The 24,652-nt window shown below is 62.7% G+C and carries 22 protein-coding genes; 8 read left to right on the plus strand and 14 right to left on the minus strand.

Annotated features, from left to right (window positions below):
• Window positions 1–51 precede the first annotated feature (51 nt).
• The 3 genes from VVD49_RS12655 (at window position 52) to VVD49_RS12665 (ending at window position 2,816) form a co-directional block, all read left to right on the plus strand.
• Window positions 52–1,092: a PEP-CTERM sorting domain-containing protein gene (locus tag VVD49_RS12655; RefSeq protein WP_327599539.1), complete on the plus strand. Its 1,041-nt coding sequence runs from the start codon at window positions 52–54 to the stop codon at window positions 1,090–1,092.
• A 231-nt stretch (window positions 1,093–1,323) separates the two neighbouring features.
• Window positions 1,324–1,683 (plus strand): ArsR/SmtB family transcription factor, encoded by a 360-nt coding sequence (locus VVD49_RS12660; protein ID WP_327599540.1) that lies wholly within the window; start codon window positions 1,324–1,326, stop codon window positions 1,681–1,683.
• 56 nt (window positions 1,684–1,739) lie between these two features.
• Window positions 1,740–2,816: an alkene reductase gene (locus VVD49_RS12665; protein ID WP_327599541.1), complete on the plus strand. Its 1,077-nt coding sequence runs from the start codon at window positions 1,740–1,742 to the stop codon at window positions 2,814–2,816.
• Window positions 2,817–2,940: 124 nt separating this feature from the next.
• Here the strand turns inward: VVD49_RS12665 and VVD49_RS12670 are convergent, their stop codons facing one another.
• On the minus strand, window positions 2,941–3,582 hold the full coding sequence (locus tag VVD49_RS12670) for an RpiB/LacA/LacB family sugar-phosphate isomerase (RefSeq protein ID WP_327599542.1): 642 nt from the start codon (window positions 3,580–3,582) through the stop codon (window positions 2,941–2,943).
• 350 nt (window positions 3,583–3,932) lie between these two features.
• Here VVD49_RS12670 and VVD49_RS12675 point away from each other — a divergent pair, with 350 nt between their 5' ends.
• Window positions 3,933–4,547, plus strand: coding sequence for a DUF4124 domain-containing protein (locus VVD49_RS12675; protein ID WP_327599543.1), 615 nt, complete (start codon window positions 3,933–3,935; stop codon window positions 4,545–4,547).
• 4 nt (window positions 4,548–4,551) lie between these two features.
• Here VVD49_RS12675 and VVD49_RS12680 read toward each other — a convergent pair whose 3' ends face one another.
• The 3 genes from VVD49_RS12680 to VVD49_RS12690 all read right to left on the minus strand — a co-directional run bounded on the left by VVD49_RS12680 (window position 4,552) and on the right by VVD49_RS12690 (window position 6,773).
• Window positions 4,552–5,235: a hypothetical protein gene (locus tag VVD49_RS12680; RefSeq protein ID WP_327599544.1), complete on the minus strand. Its 684-nt coding sequence runs from the start codon at window positions 5,233–5,235 to the stop codon at window positions 4,552–4,554.
• A 192-nt stretch (window positions 5,236–5,427) separates the two neighbouring features.
• On the minus strand, window positions 5,428–6,087 hold the full coding sequence (locus tag VVD49_RS12685; RefSeq protein WP_327599545.1) for a peroxiredoxin: 660 nt from the start codon (window positions 6,085–6,087) through the stop codon (window positions 5,428–5,430).
• Between the two features lie 179 nt (window positions 6,088–6,266).
• Window positions 6,267–6,773, minus strand: coding sequence for a DUF6803 family protein (locus VVD49_RS12690; RefSeq protein ID WP_327599546.1), 507 nt, complete (start codon window positions 6,771–6,773; stop codon window positions 6,267–6,269).
• Window positions 6,774–7,527: 754 nt separating this feature from the next.
• On the opposite strand from VVD49_RS12690, the gene VVD49_RS12695 reads away from it, so the two are divergent.
• On the plus strand, window positions 7,528–7,845 hold the full coding sequence (locus VVD49_RS12695; RefSeq protein ID WP_327599547.1) for a hypothetical protein: 318 nt from the start codon (window positions 7,528–7,530) through the stop codon (window positions 7,843–7,845).
• A 39-nt stretch (window positions 7,846–7,884) separates the two neighbouring features.
• Window positions 7,885–9,093 (plus strand): hypothetical protein, encoded by a 1,209-nt coding sequence (locus tag VVD49_RS12700; protein WP_327599548.1) that lies wholly within the window; start codon window positions 7,885–7,887, stop codon window positions 9,091–9,093.
• Between the two features lie 19 nt (window positions 9,094–9,112).
• Here VVD49_RS12700 and VVD49_RS12705 read toward each other — a convergent pair whose 3' ends face one another.
• The 3 genes from VVD49_RS12705 to VVD49_RS12715 form a co-directional block, all read right to left on the minus strand.
• Window positions 9,113–10,183 carry an ABC transporter ATP-binding protein gene (locus VVD49_RS12705; protein WP_327599549.1) on the minus strand — a complete coding sequence of 357 codons (1,071 nt, stop codon included), beginning with the start codon at window positions 10,181–10,183 and terminating at the stop codon, window positions 9,113–9,115.
• Window positions 10,180–11,955 carry an ABC transporter permease gene (locus VVD49_RS12710; RefSeq protein ID WP_327599550.1) on the minus strand — a complete coding sequence of 592 codons (1,776 nt, stop codon included), beginning with the start codon at window positions 11,953–11,955 and terminating at the stop codon, window positions 10,180–10,182. The genes VVD49_RS12705 and VVD49_RS12710 overlap by 4 nt, the downstream gene beginning before the upstream one ends.
• Window positions 11,956–12,196: 241 nt before the next feature.
• Entirely contained in the window at window positions 12,197–13,219 is a 1,023-nt protein-coding gene (locus tag VVD49_RS12715) for an extracellular solute-binding protein (protein WP_327599551.1), read from the minus strand.
• Window positions 13,220–13,508: 289 nt separating this feature from the next.
• Between VVD49_RS12715 and VVD49_RS12720 the strand changes: the two genes are divergently transcribed.
• Complete coding sequence (locus VVD49_RS12720) at window positions 13,509–14,678, plus strand: pectate lyase family protein (protein ID WP_327599552.1); 1,170 nt, start codon at window positions 13,509–13,511, stop codon at window positions 14,676–14,678.
• Between the two features lie 115 nt (window positions 14,679–14,793).
• On the opposite strand, the gene VVD49_RS12725 is transcribed toward VVD49_RS12720, so the two are convergent.
• The 5 genes from VVD49_RS12725 to VVD49_RS12745 all read right to left on the minus strand — a co-directional run bounded on the left by VVD49_RS12725 (window position 14,794) and on the right by VVD49_RS12745 (window position 20,326).
• On the minus strand, window positions 14,794–15,273 hold the full coding sequence (locus VVD49_RS12725; protein WP_327599553.1) for a VOC family protein: 480 nt from the start codon (window positions 15,271–15,273) through the stop codon (window positions 14,794–14,796).
• A 169-nt stretch (window positions 15,274–15,442) separates the two neighbouring features.
• Complete coding sequence (locus VVD49_RS12730; RefSeq protein WP_327599554.1) at window positions 15,443–16,270, minus strand: hypothetical protein; 828 nt, start codon at window positions 16,268–16,270, stop codon at window positions 15,443–15,445.
• Between the two features lie 191 nt (window positions 16,271–16,461).
• Window positions 16,462–17,103 (minus strand): glutathione S-transferase family protein, encoded by a 642-nt coding sequence (locus tag VVD49_RS12735; protein ID WP_327599555.1) that lies wholly within the window; start codon window positions 17,101–17,103, stop codon window positions 16,462–16,464.
• Window positions 17,104–17,247: 144 nt separating this feature from the next.
• Window positions 17,248–19,026, minus strand: a complete 1,779-nt coding sequence (locus tag VVD49_RS12740; protein ID WP_327599556.1) for a putative bifunctional diguanylate cyclase/phosphodiesterase — start codon at window positions 19,024–19,026, stop codon at window positions 17,248–17,250.
• Window positions 19,027–19,147: 121 nt separating this feature from the next.
• Entirely contained in the window at window positions 19,148–20,326 is a 1,179-nt protein-coding gene (locus tag VVD49_RS12745) for an S-methyl thiohydantoin desulfurase domain-containing protein (protein WP_327599557.1), read from the minus strand.
• Between the two features lie 300 nt (window positions 20,327–20,626).
• Here VVD49_RS12745 and VVD49_RS12750 point away from each other — a divergent pair, with 300 nt between their 5' ends.
• Window positions 20,627–21,928: a tryptophan--tRNA ligase gene (locus tag VVD49_RS12750; protein WP_327599558.1), complete on the plus strand. Its 1,302-nt coding sequence runs from the start codon at window positions 20,627–20,629 to the stop codon at window positions 21,926–21,928.
• 60 nt (window positions 21,929–21,988) lie between these two features.
• Here VVD49_RS12750 and VVD49_RS12755 read toward each other — a convergent pair whose 3' ends face one another.
• Both VVD49_RS12755 and VVD49_RS12760 read right to left on the minus strand, forming a co-directional pair.
• A complete protein-coding gene (locus tag VVD49_RS12755; RefSeq protein ID WP_327599559.1) occupies window positions 21,989–23,533 on the minus strand; it encodes a WD40/YVTN/BNR-like repeat-containing protein in 1,545 nt (514 codons plus the stop codon).
• Between the two features lie 292 nt (window positions 23,534–23,825).
• Window positions 23,826–24,227, minus strand: a complete 402-nt coding sequence (locus VVD49_RS12760; RefSeq protein ID WP_327599560.1) for a hypothetical protein — start codon at window positions 24,225–24,227, stop codon at window positions 23,826–23,828.
• Window positions 24,228–24,652: the final 425 nt, after the last annotated feature.

The following is a 24,652-nucleotide window of genomic DNA, read 5'->3' on the forward strand; positions in this document are numbered from 1 at the left end:
ATTGCAGGGATAATCCGCCTCGTTGTTAAAACTTGTTACTCCGGGGAGACTATGAAAATCAAATACGCAGGCGTCGCACTGGCTCTGGCCTTCTGTGCATCCACCTCCGCTTTCGCCGCGCAGGTCCAGTTTGTTTTCAACTACGTCGACGCACCGGGCACGGGTTTCAACGATGCCGTGCTCGGGGGGGATCGTCGCGCCGTCATGGAGGCGGCAGGCCAGTACTGGAGCAATCTCCTGGTAGCCAAGACGCCGGGCGAGACTTTCCGCATCGATGTGGACATGAACGCGGCTTCTACCAGCCTAAATCCGCTTTCGAGTACTTCCGCGCCCAGTTTCTATTCCTTTACGTCTGCCGTGCCGGGTGCCCTGCAGCAGACTTCCTACACGGCAGCGCTCGCAGAGCAACTTTCCGGCGTCAATCCGAACGGCCTGAATGCGGACTTCAAGCTGACTTTCAGCTCTACGCCGGCCATGACGTCTTCTGTGTACTTGGGACTTGATGGCAACCCCGGTGCAAACCAGTTTGATTTTCTGACCTACGCCGAGCGCGGCATTGTCCGGGCGCTGGGCTTCAACACGAAGATCGACCGCGCACTGGATGCAAGCGATGGTACGCAGCAGGGCGGATTCCAGAAGCAATATGATGGTGTGGTGGGCGGTCAGGCTCCGATGCCGAGCATCTACGATCGCTTCCTCGCCGAGCGGCAAGCCGACAATACTTTCGTAGCGCTGACCAGCATGACCGATAGCCAGCGCGTTGCTGCAGTGACCGGCACCAACCTGTACTGGACGGGGGCGAACGCAGCTGCGGCCAACGGCGGCAACTATGTGAAGCTCAACTCCATGCCTCTCAATTCAGACGGCACCATCAACGGCAATGTCATCGTCTATACCGACCCGACCGTGGGCAACCTGATGTCCTATGGTTCTCCTGCCAAGGGCGTGGCGATGGGGGCCGACGCGATTACTCTGGGGCAGTTGCAGGATATGGGCTGGACGATTTCTCCCGTACCGGAACCTTCCAACATTGCCATGCTGCTGGCCGGTCTCGGCCTGATCGGCGTGACGGTTCGCCGCAGACTGTCTTGAGGCATGTCGTGCTGTAAGGAAAAAGCCTGGCCGTGCGCCAGGCTTTTTTTTCGGGCAAACCAGCCCCGGCTGCATGCCTGGGGCCGGCTTTGGCGCAATCTGATCAGGTTGCTGCAACAGGCAGCCTGAGGCGGTCACTGCCTGATTGGCGAGGGCGCTCGGGAGGGGCGCTTTCGTCACAAAGTGTCAGAGTGCTTGTATTTCGTTAATTTACGAAATAAGATTCGTTAAATGACGAATCAAATTTCGAGCGAAGACGAATCTGTCCTGCCATCCGGGCCCGCCCCGGATGAAGCCTCCATGGACGAAATCATGAAGGCCCTGGCCAGTCCGGCGCGGCGGGAGATTCTCGCCTGGCTCAAGGATCCGGCCGGGCAGTTCACCGAACAACACTATCCGTTCGATCTCGGCGTCTGCGCCGGCAAGATCTACGAGAAAGCCGAGCTTTCTCAATCCACCGTCTCGGCCCATCTGGCCTGCCTGCAGCGTGCCGGCCTCGTCAGCACGCGCAAGGTCGGGCAGTGGATTTTCTATTCGCGTAACGAAGCGGTGATTGCCGCCTTCCTGCAGCAGATGCAGCAGGAGCTGTAGCGCACCGCCTCCATCGCATTTCCGTTTTCTCTCCCCCAACAAAAAAGGAACACCCGATGAGCAAGCTGTTCGATCCCATCCAGGTCGGTGACCTGACCTGGCCCAACCGCGTCGTAATGGCGCCGCTGACCCGTTGCCGCGCCGACGAAGGTCGTGTGCCCAATGCCTTGATGGCCGAGTACTACGCCCAGCGCGCCAGCGCCGGCCTGATCCTCTCCGAAGCGACTTCCGTGACGCCGATGGGCGTGGGCTACCCCGACACGCCGGGCATCTGGTCCGACGCGCAAGTCGAAGGCTGGAAGCTCGTGACCAAGGCCGTGCACGCCGCCGGTGGTCGCATCTTCCTGCAACTCTGGCATGTCGGTCGCATCTCCGACCCTGAGCATCTGGGGGGCGAGTTGCCTGTCGCGCCGAGTGCCATTGCTGCGCAAGGCCACGTCAGCCTGTTGCGTCCGATGCGTGACTACGTCGTGCCACGCGCGCTCGAAACGTCCGAGCTGCCGGCCATTGTCGAGGCCTACCGCAAGGGCGCGGAGAACGCCAAGCTGGCTGGTTTCGATGGCGTGGAAATCCATGGCGCCAACGGCTATCTGCTCGACCAGTTCCTGCAGGACAGCACCAACCAGCGTACCGACAACTATGGCGGCAGCATCGAGAACCGTGCCCGCCTGATGCTGGAAGTGACGGACGCCGTCGTCGGTGTGTGGGGCGCTGGCCGTGTCGGCATGCACCTCGCACCACGTGGCGATTCGCACACCATGGGCGACAGCAATCTGCTGGCGACCTTCAGCTATGTCGCATGTGAGCTCGGCCGTCGCAAGATCGCCTTCATCTGCGCACGGGAATCGCAGGACGACCCACGTATCGGACCGGCGCTGAAGGATGCTTTTGGTGGCGTCTATATCGCCAACCAGGGTCTCAGCCGCGACAAGGCAGAAGCGCTGCTGAGCCATGGCGAAGCGGATGCAGTCGCCTGGGGCAAGGACTTCATCGCCAATCCCGACTTGCCCGCTCGCTTCCTGCAAGGCGCACCGCTTAACCCGCAACGCGCAGAATCGTTCTACGGCTACGGCCAGAGCGACCGCCGCGTCGGCTACGTGGATTACCCGAGCCTGCAGCTCGCCGAAGCCTGAAATCTGGATGAAGTGCGCCGGATGACGTGCGCCATATGAAGTGCGGCGCGCGCCGCAAACAAAAAGCCCCGCAATCGCGGGGCTTTTTTTGTCGCCGGCCGGAGCCGGCAGGCACTGGCGTCGATTAACGACCCAGCACGCCGCTGATGTACGACGAAATTGCGTCGTCCTGGCTGTTCTTGAAGAAGTATTCCTGGAACTTGTCGCCAGCGATTGCAGCCTTCAGCAGGTCCTGGTCGATTGCCTTCAGAACGGTGATCAGGTCCTTGCACGAAGCAGCCTTCACGTCACGCAGGATGCCGCGGTTCTTCGCCATGATCGCTGCGCGCTCTTTCGGGTAGCCCAGACCGCGCTCGCCTTCGAACAGCTTGCGGTACACGTCTTGCAGGTTCAGTTCAGCTGCCCAGCCGAAACCCTTGGCGTAAGGCATCGAGATGGCGTTGCCATCGTTGATCTGGCCGAACAGGAATGCATCGGTCGGGTCGACAACGAGACCACAGAACACGCCTGGCATCGAGTTGCAAGCCAGCATCGCGCCCATGCCCGTGCCGCAGCCGGTCACGACGAAGTCAACAGCCTTCGAGTTCAGCAGGATGGAGGCCAGGATGCCGTTTTGCACGTAGGTCAGCGAGCATGCGTCTTCGGCGCTGTACATGCCGTAGTTGAACACCTGGTGACCCAGCGGCTCGACAACGGTCTTCAGAGCGGTTTCGATGACGCCGTTTTTGGCGGCTTGGCTGTTTTCGCTGATGATTGCGATTTTCATGGGGCTTTCCTTTGTAAGAGCGACGCTTCGCGTCAATCGGGGGTAATCGTGCCACGTGCCGGACAGCGCGCCCGTAACCTGCAGGGGCGAATCGGACACAGCGGGGAGATCGCGAGGGTAACCTTTTGGGTCGGGTAAACGCAAATCCGGTGCATGTTCTCCGAAGTGGACTTGCGAGCAATCAAAGGCCTGGCAAGGGTCTGACACGAATTGTGCCGGCCGTCAGATCATCGCCTGAACCTGCCTTACGGAAGGTTCAGCATCTACGATGAACATGTAGCATGATTCCACGTCATCCCGTTCGCCTCACCAGGTCACGATATCCCCCGACATCCGAGCCGGAAATGATCATGAAACGAAGCCTGTTGCTCATCGCCTTGTGTAGTTGTGCCCTGGGAGCCCAAGCCGAGGTCTACAAATGGATCGACGCAGATGGCAAGGTCCAGTACGGCGATGCGCCGCCGAAGAACGTCAAGGCCAAGGTCGTGTCGGGTGGCGTGACCGTGGTGCCGGCGACGGTCGTGCCCCAGCCACCGCCCCCCAAGGGCGAGGCGGGTGGGGCAGCGAATGCGGCGAAGGGCGATGCGAACCCGCAAGCGAATCAGGCTTCGCAGACAGCGCAAGCCCCAACGCCGGCTGACCAGGCGGTTGCAGCGCGAGCCGAGGCGCGTCAGCGGGCGATCGATCGGTGCAAGGCCAACAGGGGCACCGATTGCGAGGCCGAAGCTGACGCCCAGCTGAGCGGAGAGGGTGGCGTGGGTTACGTGCAGGGCGGGGTTATTCCAGGCTGGAGCCAGCCGCCGATTCGCCCGAACCGTCCGGTAGCGCCTGTAACGCCCCCTGCGCACAAGCCTGTGCCGAAGCCACACGAACCCGCCCTCAAGGAAGCCAAACAGGCACCGCCGCCGGGCAAGCAGCAGTCGCAGTCTCAATCGAGCGCGCCGGCGATCAAGCCAATGCTCTAGGCGCTTAGCCGCCGAGCGCGATGACGGCGGCCGTGAGTGCCGAGCCCAGCAAGGCCAGCAGGGACCCCATTTGCCAGGGCGATGCGCCCGAATACTTCGCCAGCGACCAGCCGCCGCCAAACAGCATGACGAGTGCAATGGCGTTGGAAAAGCGCATCGCCGTCGCCAGCTCGTCCACGAAAATGAAGGGCAATACGACGGGGAAGGTGCTGAGCACCACGACAAGAAAGACGCCCGCAGCGGTCTGGGCATCCGCCACTCCCAGGCGCGGACCTTGTGCCGAATCCGGAATGTGGATGAGCGCCTGTCGCAATCCTTCGACGCCGTGGCGGCCGACCGCTTCCGCCAGGCTGGGCGGCAAAGCTTCCAGCAATAACAGACTGCCTTCGGCGGCGGAAACCGATTTCAGTCGAGTGACGAGCGTGCGTTTGCGTGTGCGTTCGGTGAAGGTGGCGAGCAGATACATCAGCGCATCGGTCAGGCCCCAGGCAAGGTTGCAGCCGATGGCGGCGAACATCATCGTGCGCACTTCCTGCTGGCCCGCACTCGCCACGTTGAGGGCGCCGATGAAGGTCAGCGCCATCAGCAGGCCGAAGATCATTTCAGAGACACGGCGGACCGGGTCGAGCACACGCTTCCTGACGGGCGGGTTCACGAAGTCGGTCGGGCTGGTGGGGGTGGCGTGCATGCGCGTCCGGGCTCCTGGTCGGAGGAGGTAGCGTGCGGCAACAGCCGCTCGCGGGTCTGCCGCATTGTATCGGCGCACAGGAAGGACGATGGCGTTTCATGCCGTGCGAGGTTGGCCAGGTTTGCCAGCCATGAAAAAGCCCGGAAGCAGTGGCCTGCATCCGGGCTCTTCGTTACACAGCGACGCGGGTGATCAGCCTGGCTGCTTGGTGGTGCGCAGGTAGGGCTTGATCGTCTTGAAGCCTTCAGGGAACAAGGTCTTCGCATCATCGTCGCTGACCGATGGAACGATGATGACGTCATCGCCCTTCTTCCAGTTCACCGGCGTCGCCACCTTGTGCTTGGCGGTCAGTTGCATCGAATCGAGCACGCGCAGGATTTCATCGAAGTTGCGGCCCGTGGTCATCGGGTAGGTCAGCATCAGCTTGATCTTCTTGTCCGGACCGATGATGAACACCGAACGCACCGTGGCGTTGGTGGCAGCGGTGCGGCCTTCGGAGGTGCCGGCTTCGTCGGCGGGCAGCATGTTGTACAGCTTGGCCACGGCCAGATCGGTGTCGCCGATCATCGGGTACTTCACGGCTGCGCCTTGCGTCTCTTCGATGTCTGCAGCCCACTTGCTGTGGTTCTCGACCGGGTCGATCGACAGGCCGATCAGCTTGGCGTTGCGCTTGGTGAATTCAGGCTCGATCTTCGCCATGTAACCCAGTTCGGTCGTGCACACCGGCGTGAAATCCTTCGGGTGCGAGAAGAGGATCGCCCATTGGTCGCCGATCCACTCGTGGAACTTGAGCGTGCCCTGCGTCGTCTGGGCGGTGAAATCCGGTGCGGTATCGTTGATGCGCAAAGACATGGTGAACTCCTGGGAATAGTGGGGTGCCTGCAAATCTGAAATCGTGCCCGCGACTATCCTTATCTCTTTTCATGCAAAGCAGTCAGGCAGCCCGGGAAGCTTATTGTAGCCGTCAGATTGCGCTTCGCACGAGCGCACGTGAAAGGCGATGGAGTGAGCGCTCCATCGCTGCGCAGACCTCAGTGATGCATGCCCGGCATGGCGGCATCCATCGGCTGGCCAGCGCCAAGCACGGCAGGGTCGAGCATGCCGAAGATCATCGCGATGTGCGCCACGACGAGAAAGATCGCGACGAAGCAGGCATGCAGTTTCAGCTTGCCTTCCTCGTTCCGCTTCTTGCCGATCAGGCCCAGGTCGAGAAGTGCAAGACCGCCGAGAGGCACTATGCCGGAGAGATAGAATCCGACCGCGATGACATCGGCCGGCCCGCGCCAGCCGGCGCCCGTCGTGAGCGGAATTACGGCAGTCCACATCAGCCAGATGAAGACGCCACAGAAGTACGCGCCGCCGACGATGCTCGCCAGTCGATTGACCAGCCGCAATGTGCCATTGAATGCGCGTGTGAAAAGAATGAACAACTCGGTGATGGCCACCGTCTCCGCGAGGACGACCGGGATCGCCATGAACAGGATCAGGTTCCAGGGCTGGTTGGTGGCCAGCAATTCCATGTAGTGCGTCATTGACATGACATATTCTCCAAAGTGTGGATTCAGGCGATGCGCGAGCGGCTATCTGCCCGCAAGCGCCTCGGCAATAGCAGCAGGGGGAGAGTGGTCAGTGTCTGGGGGGTTTGCGCTCTGGCATGACGATGGCGTCAGCCAGCAGCGTAGTCAGTCGCGGCATCATCACGCGAGCGTCCGGTGTGACCCGGTGGAGATGCCGCATGTCGGGCTGCAGGAAAGTGGAGCAGGCCGCGCAATCCGCACAAGGTGTGGCAGCTCGGGAAGTCGTCGTGGCAGCGGGAGCAAGGTCTCCACCCTCTGCGTGACAGTTCACCGCATGCGCGGTCACTACAGGGGGGGACTGATCCGTCGCTTGCCCCATGACGTGACCGGCCGTGCTGAGCAGCAACAGGCACAGGGCAAGCATCAGCAGGCGAGCGACAAGAGCGGGGCGCTTCATGTCAGGCAGGCTAACCCGCTGCGTGGCCGCGCGAGCTGAGCCAGATCAAACCCCGCCGGCCATGCGCCGCCTGTGAGGCGGCCTTTTCGGCGCGGCGCGCTCCGCTACTCTCAGGCCTTCGCCATTGCGGAAAGAGGTATCGCGAAGCGTGATCGATTTCCTCCTCCGCCAGTTTCCTCTGCCCGGGTTTATGCCGTATCTTGGAGGAATGCAGCCAGCGCTGACGGCGTGAGGGCGCTGCACGATGACACCAGGCATGACGCGCGAGCCTCGCGACAGACAGAGGCCGCAGACAAAACAAGAAAAGTGGGGGGAGGCATGGCACATAGACGCATTGGCAGGCATGGCCGCAAGAACGTGGGTTTGCTGGCGCTTGTCCAGAAAGGTGACTGGCGGATCGCCGTCGCGCTCGCATTCGTAGTCGCCGTGATCGGCTTGTGGATGTTGCCGGTGTGGTTGCGCCAGAGCCCCGTGCTCGCACAGCTGCCCGCAGTTCTCAAACCGATCTCATGGGGACTGTTCGGCGTCTTCACTTTGGCCGCCATCATGAAGTTCCGCTTTGCCCGCCGTGCCGAGCACCAGCGTCGGATGCGGGAGCACGCCAGGCGGGATGAAGGTACAACCGATCGTGAGTAAAATGGGTGTTGCGACGGGCAGGCGTGCAAGGGCTCGCGCATGAACAGTAGTTTCCCCCAGATGTCTTACTGGCTCATTGCTATCGTCATTCTGCTGGCGCTGAACGTGGCTGCCACCCGACACGTGCGAGCGCATGCTGACGAGCATGGCGCGCAGAAGCTGCTGTTTACGATAGCCATCTGGCTATTGCCGTTCATGGGCGCCTTTTCTGCCTACGTCAATGTGCGTGCACCCCGGCCGCAGGGCGCACCTGCTGCCCCAGCGGCATCACCCGGGGCGACGCCCATTCCCGAGAAAATTGCGGGACCGCAGGGGAATGACTTTCCAGTACTGGCCCACATGTTTCTGGCAAACAATGTGCCGATGATGGACTGGAAGGCCTTGTCCGATTGGGCCGCCGAGCATTTCGACGCCGCAGCCGCGAAAGTGGCCATCGAGCAGGGCCGACGGATATGGCTGATGCATTTGCGCGAAGCGACAGGGCCGCATGCGCGGCTGGTCGAGACGCAGGATGCGTTGATCCTCACGTCGATGGAGCCTGCCGTTGCCGCGGCGCTTGCCGAATACGTCAGCACGACGCGGCAGAGGATACTCAAGGTGCTCAAGGGGATTGCGCAACTGCCGGCGGGTGAGAAAACGATCCTCATCGTGATGGATAGTGAAGAGGACTATTACCAATACGTCGCCAATTTCTATCCCGAAGACGGCGAGTTCGCGATGAGCGGGGGCATGTTCATCGATGCGGGCTGCCCGCACTTTCTGACCGTGCGCAATGAGTTGAGTGCGGTCGAACCGGTCATTGCACACGAAATGACCCATCTGTCGCTGTCGCGCCTGAATCTTCCCAAGTGGCTGGATGAAGGCATTGCCGTCAACACGGAGCGTCGCGTTGCCGGCTTTCGTGGCCAGCTCTACACGCCGCGCGAGTTACATGCCAAGCACCTGGGGTTCTGGAACGCCGGGATGATTCAGCAGTTCTGGTCTGGCGAGTCATTCGATCGCACGGATGACGGCAACCTGCTTTCCTACGATCTGGGTCGCATCATCGTCGAGCAGATGGGCAAGCAGTGGGATGGCTTCGTACGGTTCGTGAACACCGCGCAGCGAGAAGATGGCGGCGCTGCAGCAGCGCATGAGGCATTCGGCGCCGATCTCGGCGAAGTGGCCTCCGTCTTGCTGGAAGACATGGGCGACGAAGACTGGTCGCCAGATCCCGCACAGTGGTATTCAGCGCAAGCAGTGACCTAGCACAGCGCCGGGGTGGCGCTCAGTCCGCGAAGACAAACGCGCCGGCGGAATCGATCCTTAGCCATACCGTGTCGCCCGCCATGCAAGCGATGCCGCTGGTGAGTTGTGACTGCAGCGTCATGTCGCCCCCGCTGCTGTCCGATACCTGCAGGCTGACAAGCGTGGTGGCGCCCAGCATATGGCTGTCGATGATCTCCGCGGCGATACTGCCGGCCTCGGCATGCGCACCGAGTGTGATGGCCTCCGGCCGTATCAGCACTGCCGCGCGACTGCCCTCTGCCAATCCAGATGAAGGAAAGCGTCCGACCGGCGTGACGGCATGGCCGTCGATGATGTGGGTCTGGATGCGATTCACATCGCCAAAAAATTCCGCCGCGAACGGACTCACTGGTTGGTAGTAGAGCTCGGCCGGGCTGCCGATCTGCACGATGCGGCCTTCGTGCATCAGGGCAATGCGGTCTGCCATGAACATGGCCTCTTCCGGGTCGTGCGTGACCAGGATGCTGGCGGCATTGCGCTCGCGGAGCAGGGCAAGCGTGTCTGTGCGCAGACGGTGGCGCAGGCGCACGTCCAGATTGGAGAAGGGTTCGTCGAGCAGGACAAGGCCCGGCCCGGGGGCAAGTGCGCGCGCGAGGGCGACGCGTTGTTGCTGGCCGCCGGAGAGCGTGTGCGGCGCGTCGCTGGCGCGATCTGCAAGGCCGACCCGGGCGAGCATGGTGCGTGTAATCACCTCGCGTTGTGCGCGTGGCTTGTGGGCGAGGCCGAACGCCACGTTGTCCTGCAACGACATGTGCGGGAACAGCGCGAAGTCCTGGAAGACGAGGCCGGTGTTGCGCTTCTCCGGTTGCACATGCCGCTGCGCCGAGGCGACGCAGTCCGCGTCCATGCGTATCTCGCCGGCCTGCAAGAGCTCCAGCCCTGCGATGAGGCGCAGCAGGGTGCTCTTGCCACAGCCCGAGGGGCCGACGAGGCAGACGATCTCGCCCGGTGCGACATTGAGCGAGATGTCGCGCAGCACGTGGCTGTTGCCATAGCGATGATGTACGCCGCTGACGGTGAGGCGCGGCGCCCGGGGGGATTCGGTATTCATGTGCGGTAGGCGTGCAGGTCAGGAAGTGCGGCGGCGGCATCTGCTGCTTGCGCAGTCTTGCGCGACGCAGGGGCCTGGCCGATGCGCGACAGCAGGATGATGGGCAGCAGGCCGGCGAGGACGATGAGCAGCGCGGCAATGGCACCGCTCTCGTAGGTGCCGCGCGCGGCTTCGCCATACAGGTGCGTGGCGAGCGTTTCGAAATTGAGCGGGCGCAGCAGCAGTGTCGCAGGCAGCTCTTTCATGCAGTCGACGAAGACGAGCAGCATGGCGGCGGCAATGGCCGGCATGCCGAGCGGCAGATGGATGCGGCGTGCGACGCCACCCGCGTGTTCGCCGAGCGCGCGCGCGGCATCGTCGAGCGAGTGCGGAATCTTGCTGAAGCCGGCTTCGATGCTGCCGCTGCCCACCGCCAGGAAGCGTGCGACATAGGCATACACCAGCGCCGCGCCGGAGCCCGACAGCAGCAGCCCGGTGGAGATGCCGAATGACTGTTCGAGGAAGCTGCTGAACGCGTTGTCGAACCCTGCAAGCGGGCCGAGCAGGCCGATGGCGAGTAGCGTGCCGGGGATGGCGTAGCCGAGGCTGGCACAGCGCACCAGCATGCTCACAAGTGGCGCTTGCCCGCGCGTGACCCGCAGGATGAAGGCCATGAGGAAGGCCAGGGCGGTGGCGACGAGCGTGGCCAGTGCAGACATGCCTACGGTGTTGAGCGTTTCGCGCAGGATGCTTGCCTCCAGCCCGGCAAAGTTGAAACGCTTGGTGGCTTCCACGACAAGATAGCCCACGGGCAGCGCGAAGCCGAGCAGGAGGGGCACGCTGGCCAAGGCGCAGGCGAGCAGGCCGCGCCAACCTTTGAGGGGCTGCGCTGCAAGCGGCCTGGCCTGGCGGCCGCTGGTGGCGTAGCGCTGATGACGTCGTGCCCAGCGCTCCAGCGCAATGAGCGAGAGCACGATGGCGAGCATGAAGAGCGCAATCTGCGCCGCGCCGGGCAGGCTAGAGCGATTGACCCATGTGGCATAAATGGACACGGTGAGCGTGCGCACGCCGAGGAACTCTGCCGCGCCGATGTCATTGAGCGCTTCCATCAGGGCGAGGCTGGCACCGACGGCGATGGCCGGGCGCGCGAGGGGCAGGGCCACGCGGAAGAAACTGCGCCACGGCCCGGCGCCGAGCGTGCGCGATGCGTCGATGAGGCCGCCGGCCTGCATCTGGAACAGTGCGCGGGCAGGCAGATAGACATAGGGATAGAGCACGAGGCCGAGCAGCAGGATGCAGCCCCACATGGAGCGGATGTCGGGCAAGCGCAGGTCGCGCGGGCTCTCATACCCGAGCAGGCCGCGCAGGCCGGTCTGCAGCGCGCCGACCGGGTGCCATAGATCGAGATAGGCGAAAGCCACGATGTAGGTCGGCACGGCCAGCGGCAGCAGCAGCGCCCAGCTGAGCAGGCGACGCCCGGGAAAGCTGTAGGCGGTGACGAGCCAGGCGAGGCTGCTGCCAAGCGTGACGACCATGATGCCGACGCCCGATAGCAGCAACAGGCTGTCGCGCAGGGCTTGCGGCAGGACGTAGGCGGCGAGGTGTGACCACAGCTCGCCCGAGCCTTGCAGGGCGTGATGCCCCAACGAGAAGACGGGCAGCAGGACGAGCAGGGCGACGATTGCGGCGATGAGTAGCCAGCCCGCACCGAGGCCACCCGACAGACGAACTGAAACGGCGTAGCGCCAGTTGAACGCTACGCCGTGAGCGGGAAGTGCGGGGCCGTGTTGCATGACCTTTCAGAACCTTTTCATCATCCCTTGCCGGGCACGACAGCAAGTCTGCCAGATGCGTGGGACGCAATGCGCTTCGCTTCAAGTGCACCCTGCGTGGCTCACCTGCGAAGGGCCGCCTGCTTACGTTTCGTCATTCCCGCTTACGCGGGAATGACGGGCTTGACGTGTACGCAGCGCGCAAGCCCTTTGCCGGTCAGCTTTGTGCCCCGCGCTCTCGAAACCTCGGAGCAGAAAGCGATCAGTTGTCGAAACCGACCTTGTCCACCAGCACGCTGGCAGCCTTGCGGTGCTTGGCCACTTCGGTCAGCGGAATCGAGTCGACATTCAGAGGGCCGAGTGCGGCGATGATGGGGTCGATGGCCGCGCCCTTCTTCACGGGGTACTCGTAGTTGGCCTTGGCATAGATGGCCTGTGCTTCGTCGGAGACGAGGAACTCGAGCAGCTTCACGGCGTTGTCCTTGTTCGGTGCGTGCTTGGCAATCGCCGCGCCGGAAACGTTCACGTGCGTGCCGCCCTTGGTGAAGGTGGGCAGCACGACGTTGATGGCGTCGCCCCATTTCTGCTGGTCGGCGCCGCCCTTGCCGCTGCGCATCAGGCCCACGTAGTAGGAGTTGGCAAGACCCAGGTCGCATACGCCGCCCATGATGTCGCGCGCGACTTCGCGGTCGCCGCCACCGGCCTTGCGTGCCAGATTGGCCTTGACGCCGCGCAACCACTGCTCGGCTTTTGCTTCACCATCCTTGGCGATGATGTGGGCGATCAGCGCCGTGTTGTAAGGGTGCTGGCCGGAGCGGATGCACACCTTGCCCTTGTATTTCGGATCAGCCAGGTCTTCATAGGTAAAGGCCGTCGGGCCGCCGGTCTTCACGGTGTAAAGCGTGCGGGCGCGCATCGACAGCGCGAACCAGTTGCCTTGCGCATCGCGCAGGTTGGCGGGAATGGCGCTATCCAACACGGCCGACTTGATCGGTTGCGTCACGCCTTTTTCCGTCAAATCGACGAGGGCGTTCACATCAACCGCCATCAGCACGTCGGCAGGCGATTTCGCCCCTTCACTGGCAACGCGCTCAGGCAGGCCATCCTTGAGAAACACGGTGTTCACCTTGACGCCGGTCTTCGCTGTGTATGCTTCCAGCAAAGGCTGGATCAGGCCTTGTTCGCGCGTGGTGTAAAGGTTGATCTCGCTTGCGTGGGCGAGGCTGCCGGCGAGGGCAGAGGTGCTGGCGAGGACAAGTGCGGTATGGCGGAACAGCGCTTTCATGAGGTCTCCCGATAGGTTGTGAGGCTGGATTTGAAGCAAGGCCGAAAAGCAGCAAAGAGTCGTGAGAGCAGGGCTGGCAGGTTCGCCGCGCAGCGTCTGCAGACGAACAGACTCTGCAAAAACTCAGGCTTTAGTGAGGGCGCCAAATGAAAAGTTCTCTCAAATGCGAATTATTTCTATCTGAGTGCGCGCCACGAGGGAACCGCCTGGCGCCAGGCGTCTCGAACAGGGGAGAAGCCTCCCCAGCGTGGCGGGCGGATGCGCGTAACAGTCGTCAGGAAACTTGAAAATGAACATGGTCAGGAATCGGGTGTGCGGGGCAGTTGCCCTGGTGTTGATCGGCGCCGCTGCGGCCAGACCCGCCATGGCGCTGGCCTCTACGGAAGCCGACTGGCGCAAGACCGCGCCGGCCGATGGCTGGGCCTCGGCCGAGGGCGGCACCAGCGGGGGCGCCGCAGCGACAGCAGAGCGGGTCTTCCGCGTGAAGGACATTGCCGGCTTGCGTCAGGCGCTGGCAGGCAAGGACGGCGCGGCACGCATCGTCGTGGTCGAGGGCACGATTGACGGCACGGGTGGCATCCCTTTCGCCAGTGCGGAGGACCAGGCGACGCGCGTACAGATCCGCGTGCCGTCGAACACCACCCTTGTCGGGCTGGACAAGGCATCAGGGCTGGTCAACGCGAATCTCGTGCTCAAGGGCGTGCAGAACGTGATCGTCCGCAACCTGAGCATCGAGACGCCGTGGGATGCGTATCCGGTGTGGGACCCGAAAGACGGGCCGACCGGTCACTGGAATTCGGAGTATGACGGCGTCACCATCGACGACAGCCGGCATGTGTGGGTCGACCATGTGCTGATCACCGACGGCCGTCACACGGATGACCAGAACGGCACGGCCAACGGACAGGAAGTGCAACACCATGATGGCGCGCTGGACATCAAGAAGGCCAGCGACTACATCACTGTGTCATGGAGCGTCTTCCGCCTGCACGACAAGAACAACCTGATCGGGCACAGCGACAAGGAGAGCGCTGACGCAGGGCACCTGCGCACCACCTTTCATCACAACCTGTTCGAGAACGTCACGCAGCGCGCGCCGCGGGTGCGATACGGGCAGGTGCATCTGTACAACAACGTGCACATCGGCAGCAAGACGCATGCGGTGTATCGCTACCAGTACAGCCACGGGCTGGGGGTCGAGTCCAGCCTGATTTCAGAGGCCAACCTGTTCGAGATCGACGGCACAAAAAGCGTATGTGACGTCGTGAAGAGCTTTGGCGGCACGCGCTACGAGGATCGTGGCAGCCTCATCAATGGCCTGCCGATGGATACGCAGGCCGCCTGCAAGGACTACGGTGCGGGCCTGCAGCCAGCGGGCTGGAAACCACCTTACCCCTATGCTCCCGACAAGACGGAAGGCCTGATGGCGGCAGTCAAGGCGGGCGCAGGGCCGCAATAGCGACGGGCCGCTGGAATGTCGTGCGGGCGGTGAGAAAACGCCCGCTTACTCGCCGGGCAGGGCGGATGTTGAAGGGCGCGGCGACGAGCTCATGCCGTCGCCATCGAGGTCGGCTTCAGGCCTTGCCTCGCACGGCCGCCTCGATCTTCGCGACATCGATCTTGCCCATCTCCATCATGACTTCGAACGCGCGCTTCGCCACTTCGCCGCCTTGGGCCATGGCGTCGGTCAATACGCGCGGCGTGATCTGCCATGACAGGCCCCACTTGTCCCGGCACCAGCCGCACTGGCTCTCTTCGCCGCCGTTGCCGACGATGGCGTTCCAGTAACGATCGGTCTCTGCCTGATCCTCCGTGGCGATCTGGAACGAGAAGGCCTCGCTGTGCTTGAAGGTGTCGCCACCGTTGAGGCCGAGGCACGCCACGCCGAATACCGTGAACTCCACTGTCAGCACATTGCCCGCCTGGCCGCCGGGGTAGTCGGCGGGCGCGCGGTGCAGTGCTTTGACGGCACTGTCGGGAAAGGTGCGCGCGTAAAAGTTTGCAGCCTCTTCCGCATCATGGTCGTACCACAGACAGATCGTGTTCTTGCTCATGGCGCATCTCCTCGTTCTGCCAGCCCCCGGAGCGAAGGCCGTGCCTCGCGCATCAGTGTGATCGCATGGGGCGCATTTGTTTGTCGCAGGACTACACAGTTATAGCCAGTCGCCGAGGAACAAGCGAAGTGGAAGCAGAGGTGGGGGCGCAAGGCCCCGGGGGCCGGGCTCAGCAGGTGGAGTTCGCGGATGCGTCGGCGATGCGGAAGTAGCCGTCTTCCTCCACGATCTTCAGCGACACGGTGATCTCGTGGATGGCCAGGCCGTGCGGCGTGCGGACGCTGATCATCTGGAACTCCGACCAGCCGCGAATGGCCTCGCGCGGAATGGCCTTCGGAATATCCATGCGCACATTGCCGTCCGAGTCCTTCACGGCCGAGGTGTCGCCATTGAGGACCTGATTGACCTGCACCCGGTCGAAGTAGTCGAAGCTGCCGTATTCTTTTTCCAGGTTGGCGATACGGGTGAGCAAGGTGTCCAGGGTCTGGCCCTTGAGTGCATGGGGCGAGAAGAGGCCGGCAATCTGCGCGTGTTGTCGCGTGACCAGATGAAAGGCGAACTGGTGCGTGAAGGCACGCAGGCGTTCGGCGAGCAGCGTGGCGGTCTTCTGCTCGCCGACGATGCGCAACTCCTGTCGCCGCTGAACGCCGGCCCACACATAGCCCGGCACGACCTCCTGGATGTCCTGCAAGTCGAGACGGTCAGCGCTCATGCCGGCAATGACTTCCTCCTTGCCCGCGATATGCACGAAGCGCAAGGTGTAGTCGGCGGGCGTGCGGTACGGCGCATCGTCGTTCCACGAGACCTCCTGGCCGGTGGCGTCGAGCAGCACGAACAGGTTCTTGTTCCACAGGAAGTTCAGGCGTTCCATCACAGCGCCCTGATTGAACTTGCCGCCCTTGCCAGCAAACATCGCCAGCACCTCCTCGAATGGCAGGTTCTTGCGCGCGATGAGTTGATCCAGCAGTTGTTTGAGTTCCTTCGGGCCCGTTGCCATGGTGCGCTCCACGCGTTGACTTGAGGAGAAGCAGTCTAGCGGGTGAGACAAAAAGCGCACCCGACCACGCATCGGGAAATCTGCGTGAAATTCCGTCCGGATAATCTGCCTGCAAGGTCGTAGCGCTGCGGAGTCTGTCTGCGCATGGATGCGGCAAGGGCCCCGGGTTCAGACTCCCTGCGGCATCCAGGCTACGCGCGGGTATTCACCGCCAGTTGCGCGGCGAAGGCTCGCTGGTAGGCGGGCCGTGCTTCTCCGCGCGCGACATAGGCCGCCAGGTTCGGGAACTCATCCAGCATGCCCGACGGCCTCAGCCTGAGCAGCACCGACACCATCAGCAGGTCGCCCGCGCTGAATGCCCCGTCCAGCCAGTCGGCTTCTCCCAGGCGGGAGGCGAGCTGGTCCAGCCGGCTGCGGAGGCGATTCTCGACTAGCGGCATGCGCGCCTCGCGCCAGGGTTTGTCGCCCTCCAGCAGCCTGGCCGTTACCAGCTCAAGGATGGCGGGCTCCACCGAGTTGAGCGCAGCGAACATCCACATCACCGCGCGGGCGCGCGCATTGGCATCTCCCGGCATCAAGCCGGCATGTTGCTCGGCGATATGGAAGACGATGGCGCCGGTTTCGAACAACACGAGATCGCCTTCCTCGTAGGTGGGAATCTGGCCGAAAGGGTTGAGCGCCAGATGTGCCGCTTGCTTCAACGCAGGGAACGGCACCAGGCGCACCTCGTAGGGCTGACTGACTTCCTCCAGCGCCCAGCGAACGCGCGTATCGCGCGCCAGCCCCTTGCCGCCATCGGGCGAGCGTTCAAAGGCCGTAATCGTGATGCTCATCGTGTCGCTCCTTCCATCAAGTCCCGGCAGCGCGCGCAAACGCGTCGCCCCGCTGCAGCCTAGCGGAATCCCGGGAGCAATGCTGGGTAAGAGACGGGCAGAGGGCTTCCTGCGCCGTGATGTGGCTGGCGGGAGCGTGCTCCGCTACGCCATCTGCGCGCCTAGCGTGCTGTGCATCGCCGCCTCCATGGCGCTCTGCGGCAGAGGCTTGCCGAAGAGATAGCCCTGGTAGCGGTCGACACCCCGGCGCATGAGGTGCTCGAGCTGTTCGTGACGCTCGACGCACTCGGCGAGTATCTCGATCTGCATGGCGCTGGCGATCGCGATCACGCCGGTGGCGATGGCCTGGCTGGTCGTGTTGTCGGTGATGTCGGCGACAAAGGCGGCGTCGAGCTTGATCTGGTCGAACTTCAGGTGCTTGAGGGCCTCAAGCGAGGAGTAGCCCGTACCGAAATCGTCGAGCGCGAAGCGCACGCCATGTGCGCGGAGCTGGTCGATGATGTGTGCGGCATCCGGGAAGGATTGCGCCTTGAGGTGCTCGGTGAGTTCGAGGCACAGCTTGCCGGCGGGCAGGCGGTATTTTTCCAGCATGCGCATGACGGTGTCGGCGAACGCGGGATGCTCGAAAGAGCGCGCAGTGATGTTGACGGCCAGCGTCAGGTCGCGCAGCAAGGGGTCCTGCTGCCATTTGCCGAGGGTGGCGCAAGCGGTGTCGAGCACCAGCTCGTCGATGTCGTGGATCAGGCCGCCGGCGATGGCGTCAGGCAGGAATGCGAGCGGACTCAGCAGGCCGCGCACCGGGTGATGCCAGCGTAACAAGGCTTCTGCGCCGACCGGGCGCAGGTTGCGGTCGACCTGGATCTGGTAAAGCAGCTCCAGCTGGCGTGTCTTGAGGGCCGTGCGCAGCTCTGTCTCGATATTGTTCTGGTACTGCAGCTCGGTTTCCATGTTGGGCTGGAAGAAGCAGTAGCGATTGCGCCCCTTGTGCTTGGCGCGGTAGAGCGCAATGTCGGCGCGCTTGGTCAGTTCGTCCACCGTCCAGCCGTCATCCGGAAAGCAGACCACGCCGATGCTGCCGTATGTGGAAAGCATCAGGTCGCCAACGAGGTAGGGCTGGGCGAGGATGGACAGGATGCGCGCGCAGAGGTATTCGATGCGGGTGCGGAAAGGGGAGGCCGAGTTCCCCGTTTCGCGTATCACCAGCACGAACTCGTCACCCCCGAAGCGCGCGACCAGATCACCCGCATCGACGCAGCTTTGCAGTCGCTGCGCGACCTGGCAGAGCAGGATGTCACCCACATCGTGGCCGTAGAGGTCGTTGATCTTCTTGAAGTTGTCGAGATCGATGAACAGCAGGGCAGAGGGAGGCTGGCCCGTGCTGACCAGCCGGTGCAGGCGCTCGTTGATCGCGCGGCGGTTGCAGAGCTGGGTGAGCGGGTCGGTGGTGGAGAGCTTTTCCAGATGGCCGTTCATCTGGTCCAGCTGCTGGTTCTGTGCGGACAGCAGTTGATTGATACGCGTCAGCTCTTCCTCGCGCTGCTTGCGGTCATCGATGTTGAAGGTGACACCGATGAAGCGGTGCATGCCGACATCGGCCGTGCCACTCATGACCTTGCCGTAGTTGGCATACCACACCCACTGGCCATCCTTGCTGCGCAAGCGGAACTCGCTACGGTAGTTGTCGGCACGGCCATCGCGGTAGGCTTCCAGCGCCGCCCCGACACCGGGCAGGTCATCGGGGTGGAGGATTTCCATCCAGAACGCGAGGCTGTCGCCGACCTCCTCCAGCGTATAGCCCAGCTCCTGGAAGGTGCGCGTCGCGGGGTGGGTGACCTTGCCAGCAACGAGATCGTTCTCCCACAGGTCCAGCCCCGCCGCTTCGAGGGCGAGTTGCAGGCGTTTGTAATCGTCGCTGGCACTCATGTACTTCTACTCCTGGTTGCGGGGCACTGCCGTTCACTTCTCACTTGGAGGATCGATAGCATTCATCGTCATCCCGGCTCTCGCCAGGATGACGACACGAGCGTCTGATTCACGAATCAGATCATGCAGGCAATGCGCCGGCATAGCCGATGCCGCGCAGCAGGGTCGTGAACGACTGCATCACTCCCGGAGTGTCCACCAGCTGGGCCGCTGCTGTCACCTGGATCAGGCTGACTTTCTTGCCAGTGCTCTGGTTTGTCGAGAAGTCGTAGTACACCGCGAGGTCGGGCGTGGCATTGGAGAAGCCAGCCACCTCGTCTTCGGAGTAGTAGCAGATCGAATCCGGCGCAATGATCAGCGGCGTCGCCTGACTCGTCGAATAGGCGATCAGGTTCTCGTTCATGTTGTAGAGGAACACCGTATTGGTGCTGTTGAGCGGGTTCGGATCGGTGTCGAGGCGAATGACGCCCGCATCGAGCGAGGCCGAGCTGGTCGCCTGCGTGACTTGCGTGATGTAGTAGTTGCTTACTACGGCACGCGCACTACGACCGGTGAAGGTCGCGATCTGCGCGGCAACGCTGGCCGTATCCGTCGCCGATGCCGTGCGCAGGTACTGGCCCAAAGCGCGGCATTGTTGCAGCGTGCCGGGAATGTAGTTGCCCGTGAGCGCATAGCCGTTGCCGGAGGCCGACTGCCACATCGACACGCCAGCAAACGAGCCGAACGCGCTGACGGCAGCGCCGGCGAGCGACTCGACCTTGGGCGTGCTGGTCGTGGTGAGCACGCCGGACTGCATCTGGCTGGCGATGACGGCGTTGTCGGCCACCACGCAGGGCGACACCGGCAAGGCCGAGCCCGCGAAAGTGGTCTGCGGTAATTCGGGCACGGCACGGCCCGCACCGTCGCCATCCACCACCCAGCTCACGCCGCCGAGATTCAGCGCCGCTGCAATCACTGGCACCAGGGAGTTGATCGGGCCCGTCTCGATGGGGATCGTGCAGCTAGGCGTGAAACCGCAGACATCGCTCTGCACAGTCAAGGCATTGCCGATACAGGCTGACAACTCGGCCAGACTCATCTGGCCCGCCGCATCGGGCGAGCCCATCATGAAGATCACACTGCAGGGGCTGGTGCCGTCATAGTCGTTGAGGGTGACCGTACCGCTCCAGTTGGGGCTCTGCCCCAACTGCTCAAGGATGAGCAATGCATCCTGATAACCCCCGCCACCTCCGCTACCCAGAATCGCTGCGCCTGACGCAGCATCGAAAATATCGTTCAACTCCCATGTACTGGCCGGCAATGCGTTCCCCTTTTGGTTGTCGGTCTTGATCCTGGCTAACTCCTCGTAGCGGATGGAGGGGCTGAAACTTTAAGAAAACCTGTCCTGACTGACCGTAAGGGCAGGGTGGTGAGAACGAAGGCGCCGCGCCTCAGCCCGCCTCTGCCGGGCCGGCCGCGCTGCCTCGCGCGGCACTTCGCGCAGCCTTGCCGCCCGGTTCTGTGCGATGACGCACATCAGATCCGCCCGGTGACCCTCTACCCAAGGTAAACTTTTGCTCCTTCTGCCCATCGGCTCTTACCCGTCCAGACCCCCAAGCCTATGTCCCATCGCGTTCTCACCGGCATCACCACCACGGGCACTCCCCATCTCGGCAATTACGCGGGCGCGATCCGCCCGGCGATCCAGGCCAGTCGCCAGCCCGGCGTCGAGAGCTTCTTCTTCCTTGCCGACTACCACGCGCTGATCAAGTGCGACGACCCCGCGCGCATCGAGCGCTCGCGGCTGGAGATCGCAGCAACCTGGCTGGCCGCGGGGCTCGACACCTCGCGCGTGGTGTTCTACCGCCAGAGCGACATCCCCGAGATTCCCGAACTGAACTGGCTGCTGACCTGTGTGACCAGCAAGGGCCTGATGAACCGCGCGCACGCCTACAAGGCCTCCACCGACGCCAACGAAGCGGCGGGCGAAGAGCAGGACGCCGGCGTGACGATGGGCCTTTACTGCTACCCCATCCTGATGGCGGCCGACATCCTCATGTTCAAGGCGCACAAGGTGCCGGTGGGCCGCGACCAGATCCAGCACATCGAAATGGCGCGCGACGTCGCACAGCGCTTCAACCACCTGTTCGGTGCGGGCAAGGAACTGTTCATCCTGCCCGAAGCCGCAGTGGAAGAGGGCGTCGCCACGCTGCCGGGGCTGGACGGTCGCAAGATGTCCAAGAGCTATGACAATACGATTCCACTGTTCGAAGGCGGGGCCAAGGCACTCAAGAGCGCCGTGGCGCGCATCGTCACCGACTCGCGCGCGCCGGGCGAAGCGAAAGACCCCGACAGCAGCCACCTCGTGACGCTGTTCGACGCCTTCGCACAGCCTGCGGAGCGCGAACAGTTCCGCACCGACCTGCGCGCCGGGCTCGCCTGGGGCGAAGCCAAACAACGCTTCCTGGAAGTGCTCGAACGCGATCTCGCACCGATGCGCGCGCGTTACGACGAGCTCATCGCCAAGCCCGACGCGATCGAAGAAATCCTGCAGGAAGGTGCGAAGAAGGCGCGCGCCACCGCAGCGCCCTTGCTCGCCGAACTGCGCGAAGCCATCGGCCTACGCCGCTTCCGCAAACCCGAAGCGAAAGCCGCGGAGAAGAAAGCCGATACCAGCGCCGCGCTACCCGTGTTCAAGCAATACCGCGAAGCCGACGGCAAGTTCTACTTCAAGCTCAGCGCCGCCGACGGCCGCCTGCTGCTGCAAAGCGAAGGCTTCGAACAGGGCCGTGAGGCCGGGCAGTGGATCGGTCGTCTCAAGGCTGATGGGGCGGCTGCATTGCCGGATGTGCCCGCATCGCTGGCGGAAGGTGTGAGCGCGGATGATGTGGCGGCGGCGTTGACCGCACTGGCACAGGGCTGATTGCGAGACGACAGTGTGGGTGGGGTAGGGCCCACCCACGCTTTCGCATCACTGCACAAGTCAATTCAACGGCGTGCGTTCCAGCTTCCAGGTTTCACCGCTGTCGCTACTTGAGTACAGCACGCCTTCTGTTCCCGCTATGACGATGAGCTTGGCGTCGTCGCTCACGAACCATCCGCCCGTGAGGACTGGCGTGGTGGATGCGGTGCTCCAGCTACCTTGTGGCGTTGGCTTGCGCTCGATCGTGGTAGATACGACGAAGCTACCGGCTGCACAGAAGTTGAACGATGTATCCGTGCCCGTGATCCATGCATCCATTAAACGAAGACAGGCATTGCCTCGATCTTGCCAAGTCGCTCCCCAGTCACTCGTCAGATAAGACGTGCGTGCCCCTAGTGCGTAGACAACGCCCTTGTTCGTCGCGCGGAGAGAATAGCTTGGTCCCCACTGTGCCGCATTGAACGGCGTCTTGCGGGTTGTCCATTGGCGCGTGTTCATATCCAGGATGTTCAAAGAGCTGTTGCCTGTGAGCATGATGTACCGATTTTCCAGCAGCAAGGCGCCAGCGTTCGCGGTGGGCGGGTGACCCGGCCAGGCAAATACTTTCGCCTCGCGTTTCAGTTCGATCCAGGCGGCACCAGGCTTCAACTCGTACAGCACCGCGTCATCATCACCCTCAACAACCAGTGCCATTGTCGAGTCTCGATAACGCTGCAGGTTGGTTACTACGCTCTTGACGGGGAGTGGGGGTAGAGCCTGCCAGGACTTACCGCCATCCCCAGTTTCAATTACGAATCCTTCCTCACCGCCCACCAGAATATGGTCGTTGTCGAGCGGGGTCACCGCTGTCAGGTCGCGCATATCGCCAGTATCCAGACGCTTCCACTTGCCATCAGGTGAGCGCAGTAGCAATTGGCCCAAGCCGCTGCCGGCGATCAGCGAGCCGTCGGGCAGCATCTTCGGACTATTGAATCGGTATGTGGAGTCCTTCGCCATTTCAATGCGTTTGTTGGGGTCTTTCTCCTTGCGCCAGGCCTCCACTACCTCGGTGGCCGATGCATGGTCCACGAGGCTCTGCATGCCAGCCAGGAACAGCGTGCCGATCGCTCCAACGCTGACGGAATTGCTCACGACCACTACGCCGCCCTTCCTGACGCCCCCCACGTCGTTGCCGCCTGCACCGCTGGATGCCAGCAGGTCACCGGAGCCTGGCAAACGCGCCAGCGGCCCATAGGCCTCACGATAGATACGCGCCAGCGAACTGCTGTTGTAATCGCGCAAGACAGTTGTTTCGCGATTTCCCGTGGGTTGCACGATGACGGTACCCAAGCCCGTCGTACGCGAAGCCTGAACCTCGAAGGACTCTTGAAGACTCTCCAGCGGTACGGTGATGCCACCGATGAGGCGCGCGTACAGTGAATGCAGCTTGTATTGGCCTGCTGGTAACTGGGCCGCGAAAATCTGCGTATTGCTCTGACCGCTTTGCCCCCAGGGAAGCAGCTCAACCTGCTTTCCCTGCGCATCCGTCAGACGGACACTCTGCCATTGATTGAAATACACCGTGTTTCCACGATCCAGTGATGCTGTGTTGGTCATCGTGCGCATCAGCACCAGCCCCTTGCCGGCTTCAAAGCTGCTTGGCAACACGGGTTTTGGAGCGGGTCCGGTCGCACACCCGGAAAGACCGACGCACGCGAGGCACAGAAGTGCAATGAAATGGCGAATCAAGTTAGGTGTCCCCGTAGAAGTTGTTTGTCTGGAATGATATTCGAGTGAAAGCCAAGGTTGCACAGTTGCAGTCCGAATGCAGCGTAGCGGAATCCGGAGCGCTGCAGACGGTGATGCACCTCCCCGGATTCTGACTGTGCTTGTATCCGGCCAACTGACAGCTTGTTGGCTATCGCCCACAGCCGAGCGTATATCTTCTGTCCGTCGCGCGTCTGCGTTGCGCAGTCCAGTAATCCCCTGTCTGTGGATCATGCGGTTGTCGGAGATTGACATCCAGCGCAACGATCTCGCGATCCAGATCAACACACTCCCTCTTTGGCGGCGGAGGCGAGAGGGCGACTTGCGCCGCTGATGGCGCTTCGCGCTCTTGCGTAGCTGCCGGCTTCTGAGCTGACGCCTCAGCGAGTTGTTGCTGGTAGGACCGCTGCGGATGCAGCCCTGCACTGCCGGGCTCGCTGGCAATCAGCTTCGCTTGCTCACCCGTGGCGCAACGCTTGTCCGTGTAAGAGACCTTGCCCTCTGCATTCACGCATTTGCGCATCAGGCCATGCTGCTCGATCTTCGCTTCCATGGCTGACACAGCTGGCGCAACTGGCTCGGGCTCAGTCCGTTCTCCAGTCAATGTGGGTGGCATGGGTGCAGCCGGGACTGGCTCACGAGGGGCTGGGCGATCCAGCTCGTAGAGATACTCAGCACCCAGCGCGGCACAAACCAGGGTTGCAGTTGCCAGCAGAATGGACAGAAAACGAGCGTCTCTCATGAGGGCGAGATGTGAGCAAGGGCCTGCAGTTTATCCGTGCCGCACGCAGAAATGCCGTCGTCGTTTTGATGACGGCCGCGCAACCATTGATCCGCGGCAAACTCCTTTACACAAAACGTGATCCAGTTCCGCCGTCTGCCCTTTGGTCTGCTTTATGCCGACATCCTCAAGCCGGTAGCCTCGGGGCATAACGTATCCGCGAGGCGGATCGACACAACAAGCAGCACCGCTGCAAC

Origin of the sequence: Uliginosibacterium silvisoli, assembly GCF_036017035.1 — a bacterium.
In the GTDB taxonomy this organism is placed as follows: Bacteria; Pseudomonadota; Gammaproteobacteria; order Burkholderiales; family Rhodocyclaceae; genus Viridibacterium; species Viridibacterium silvisoli.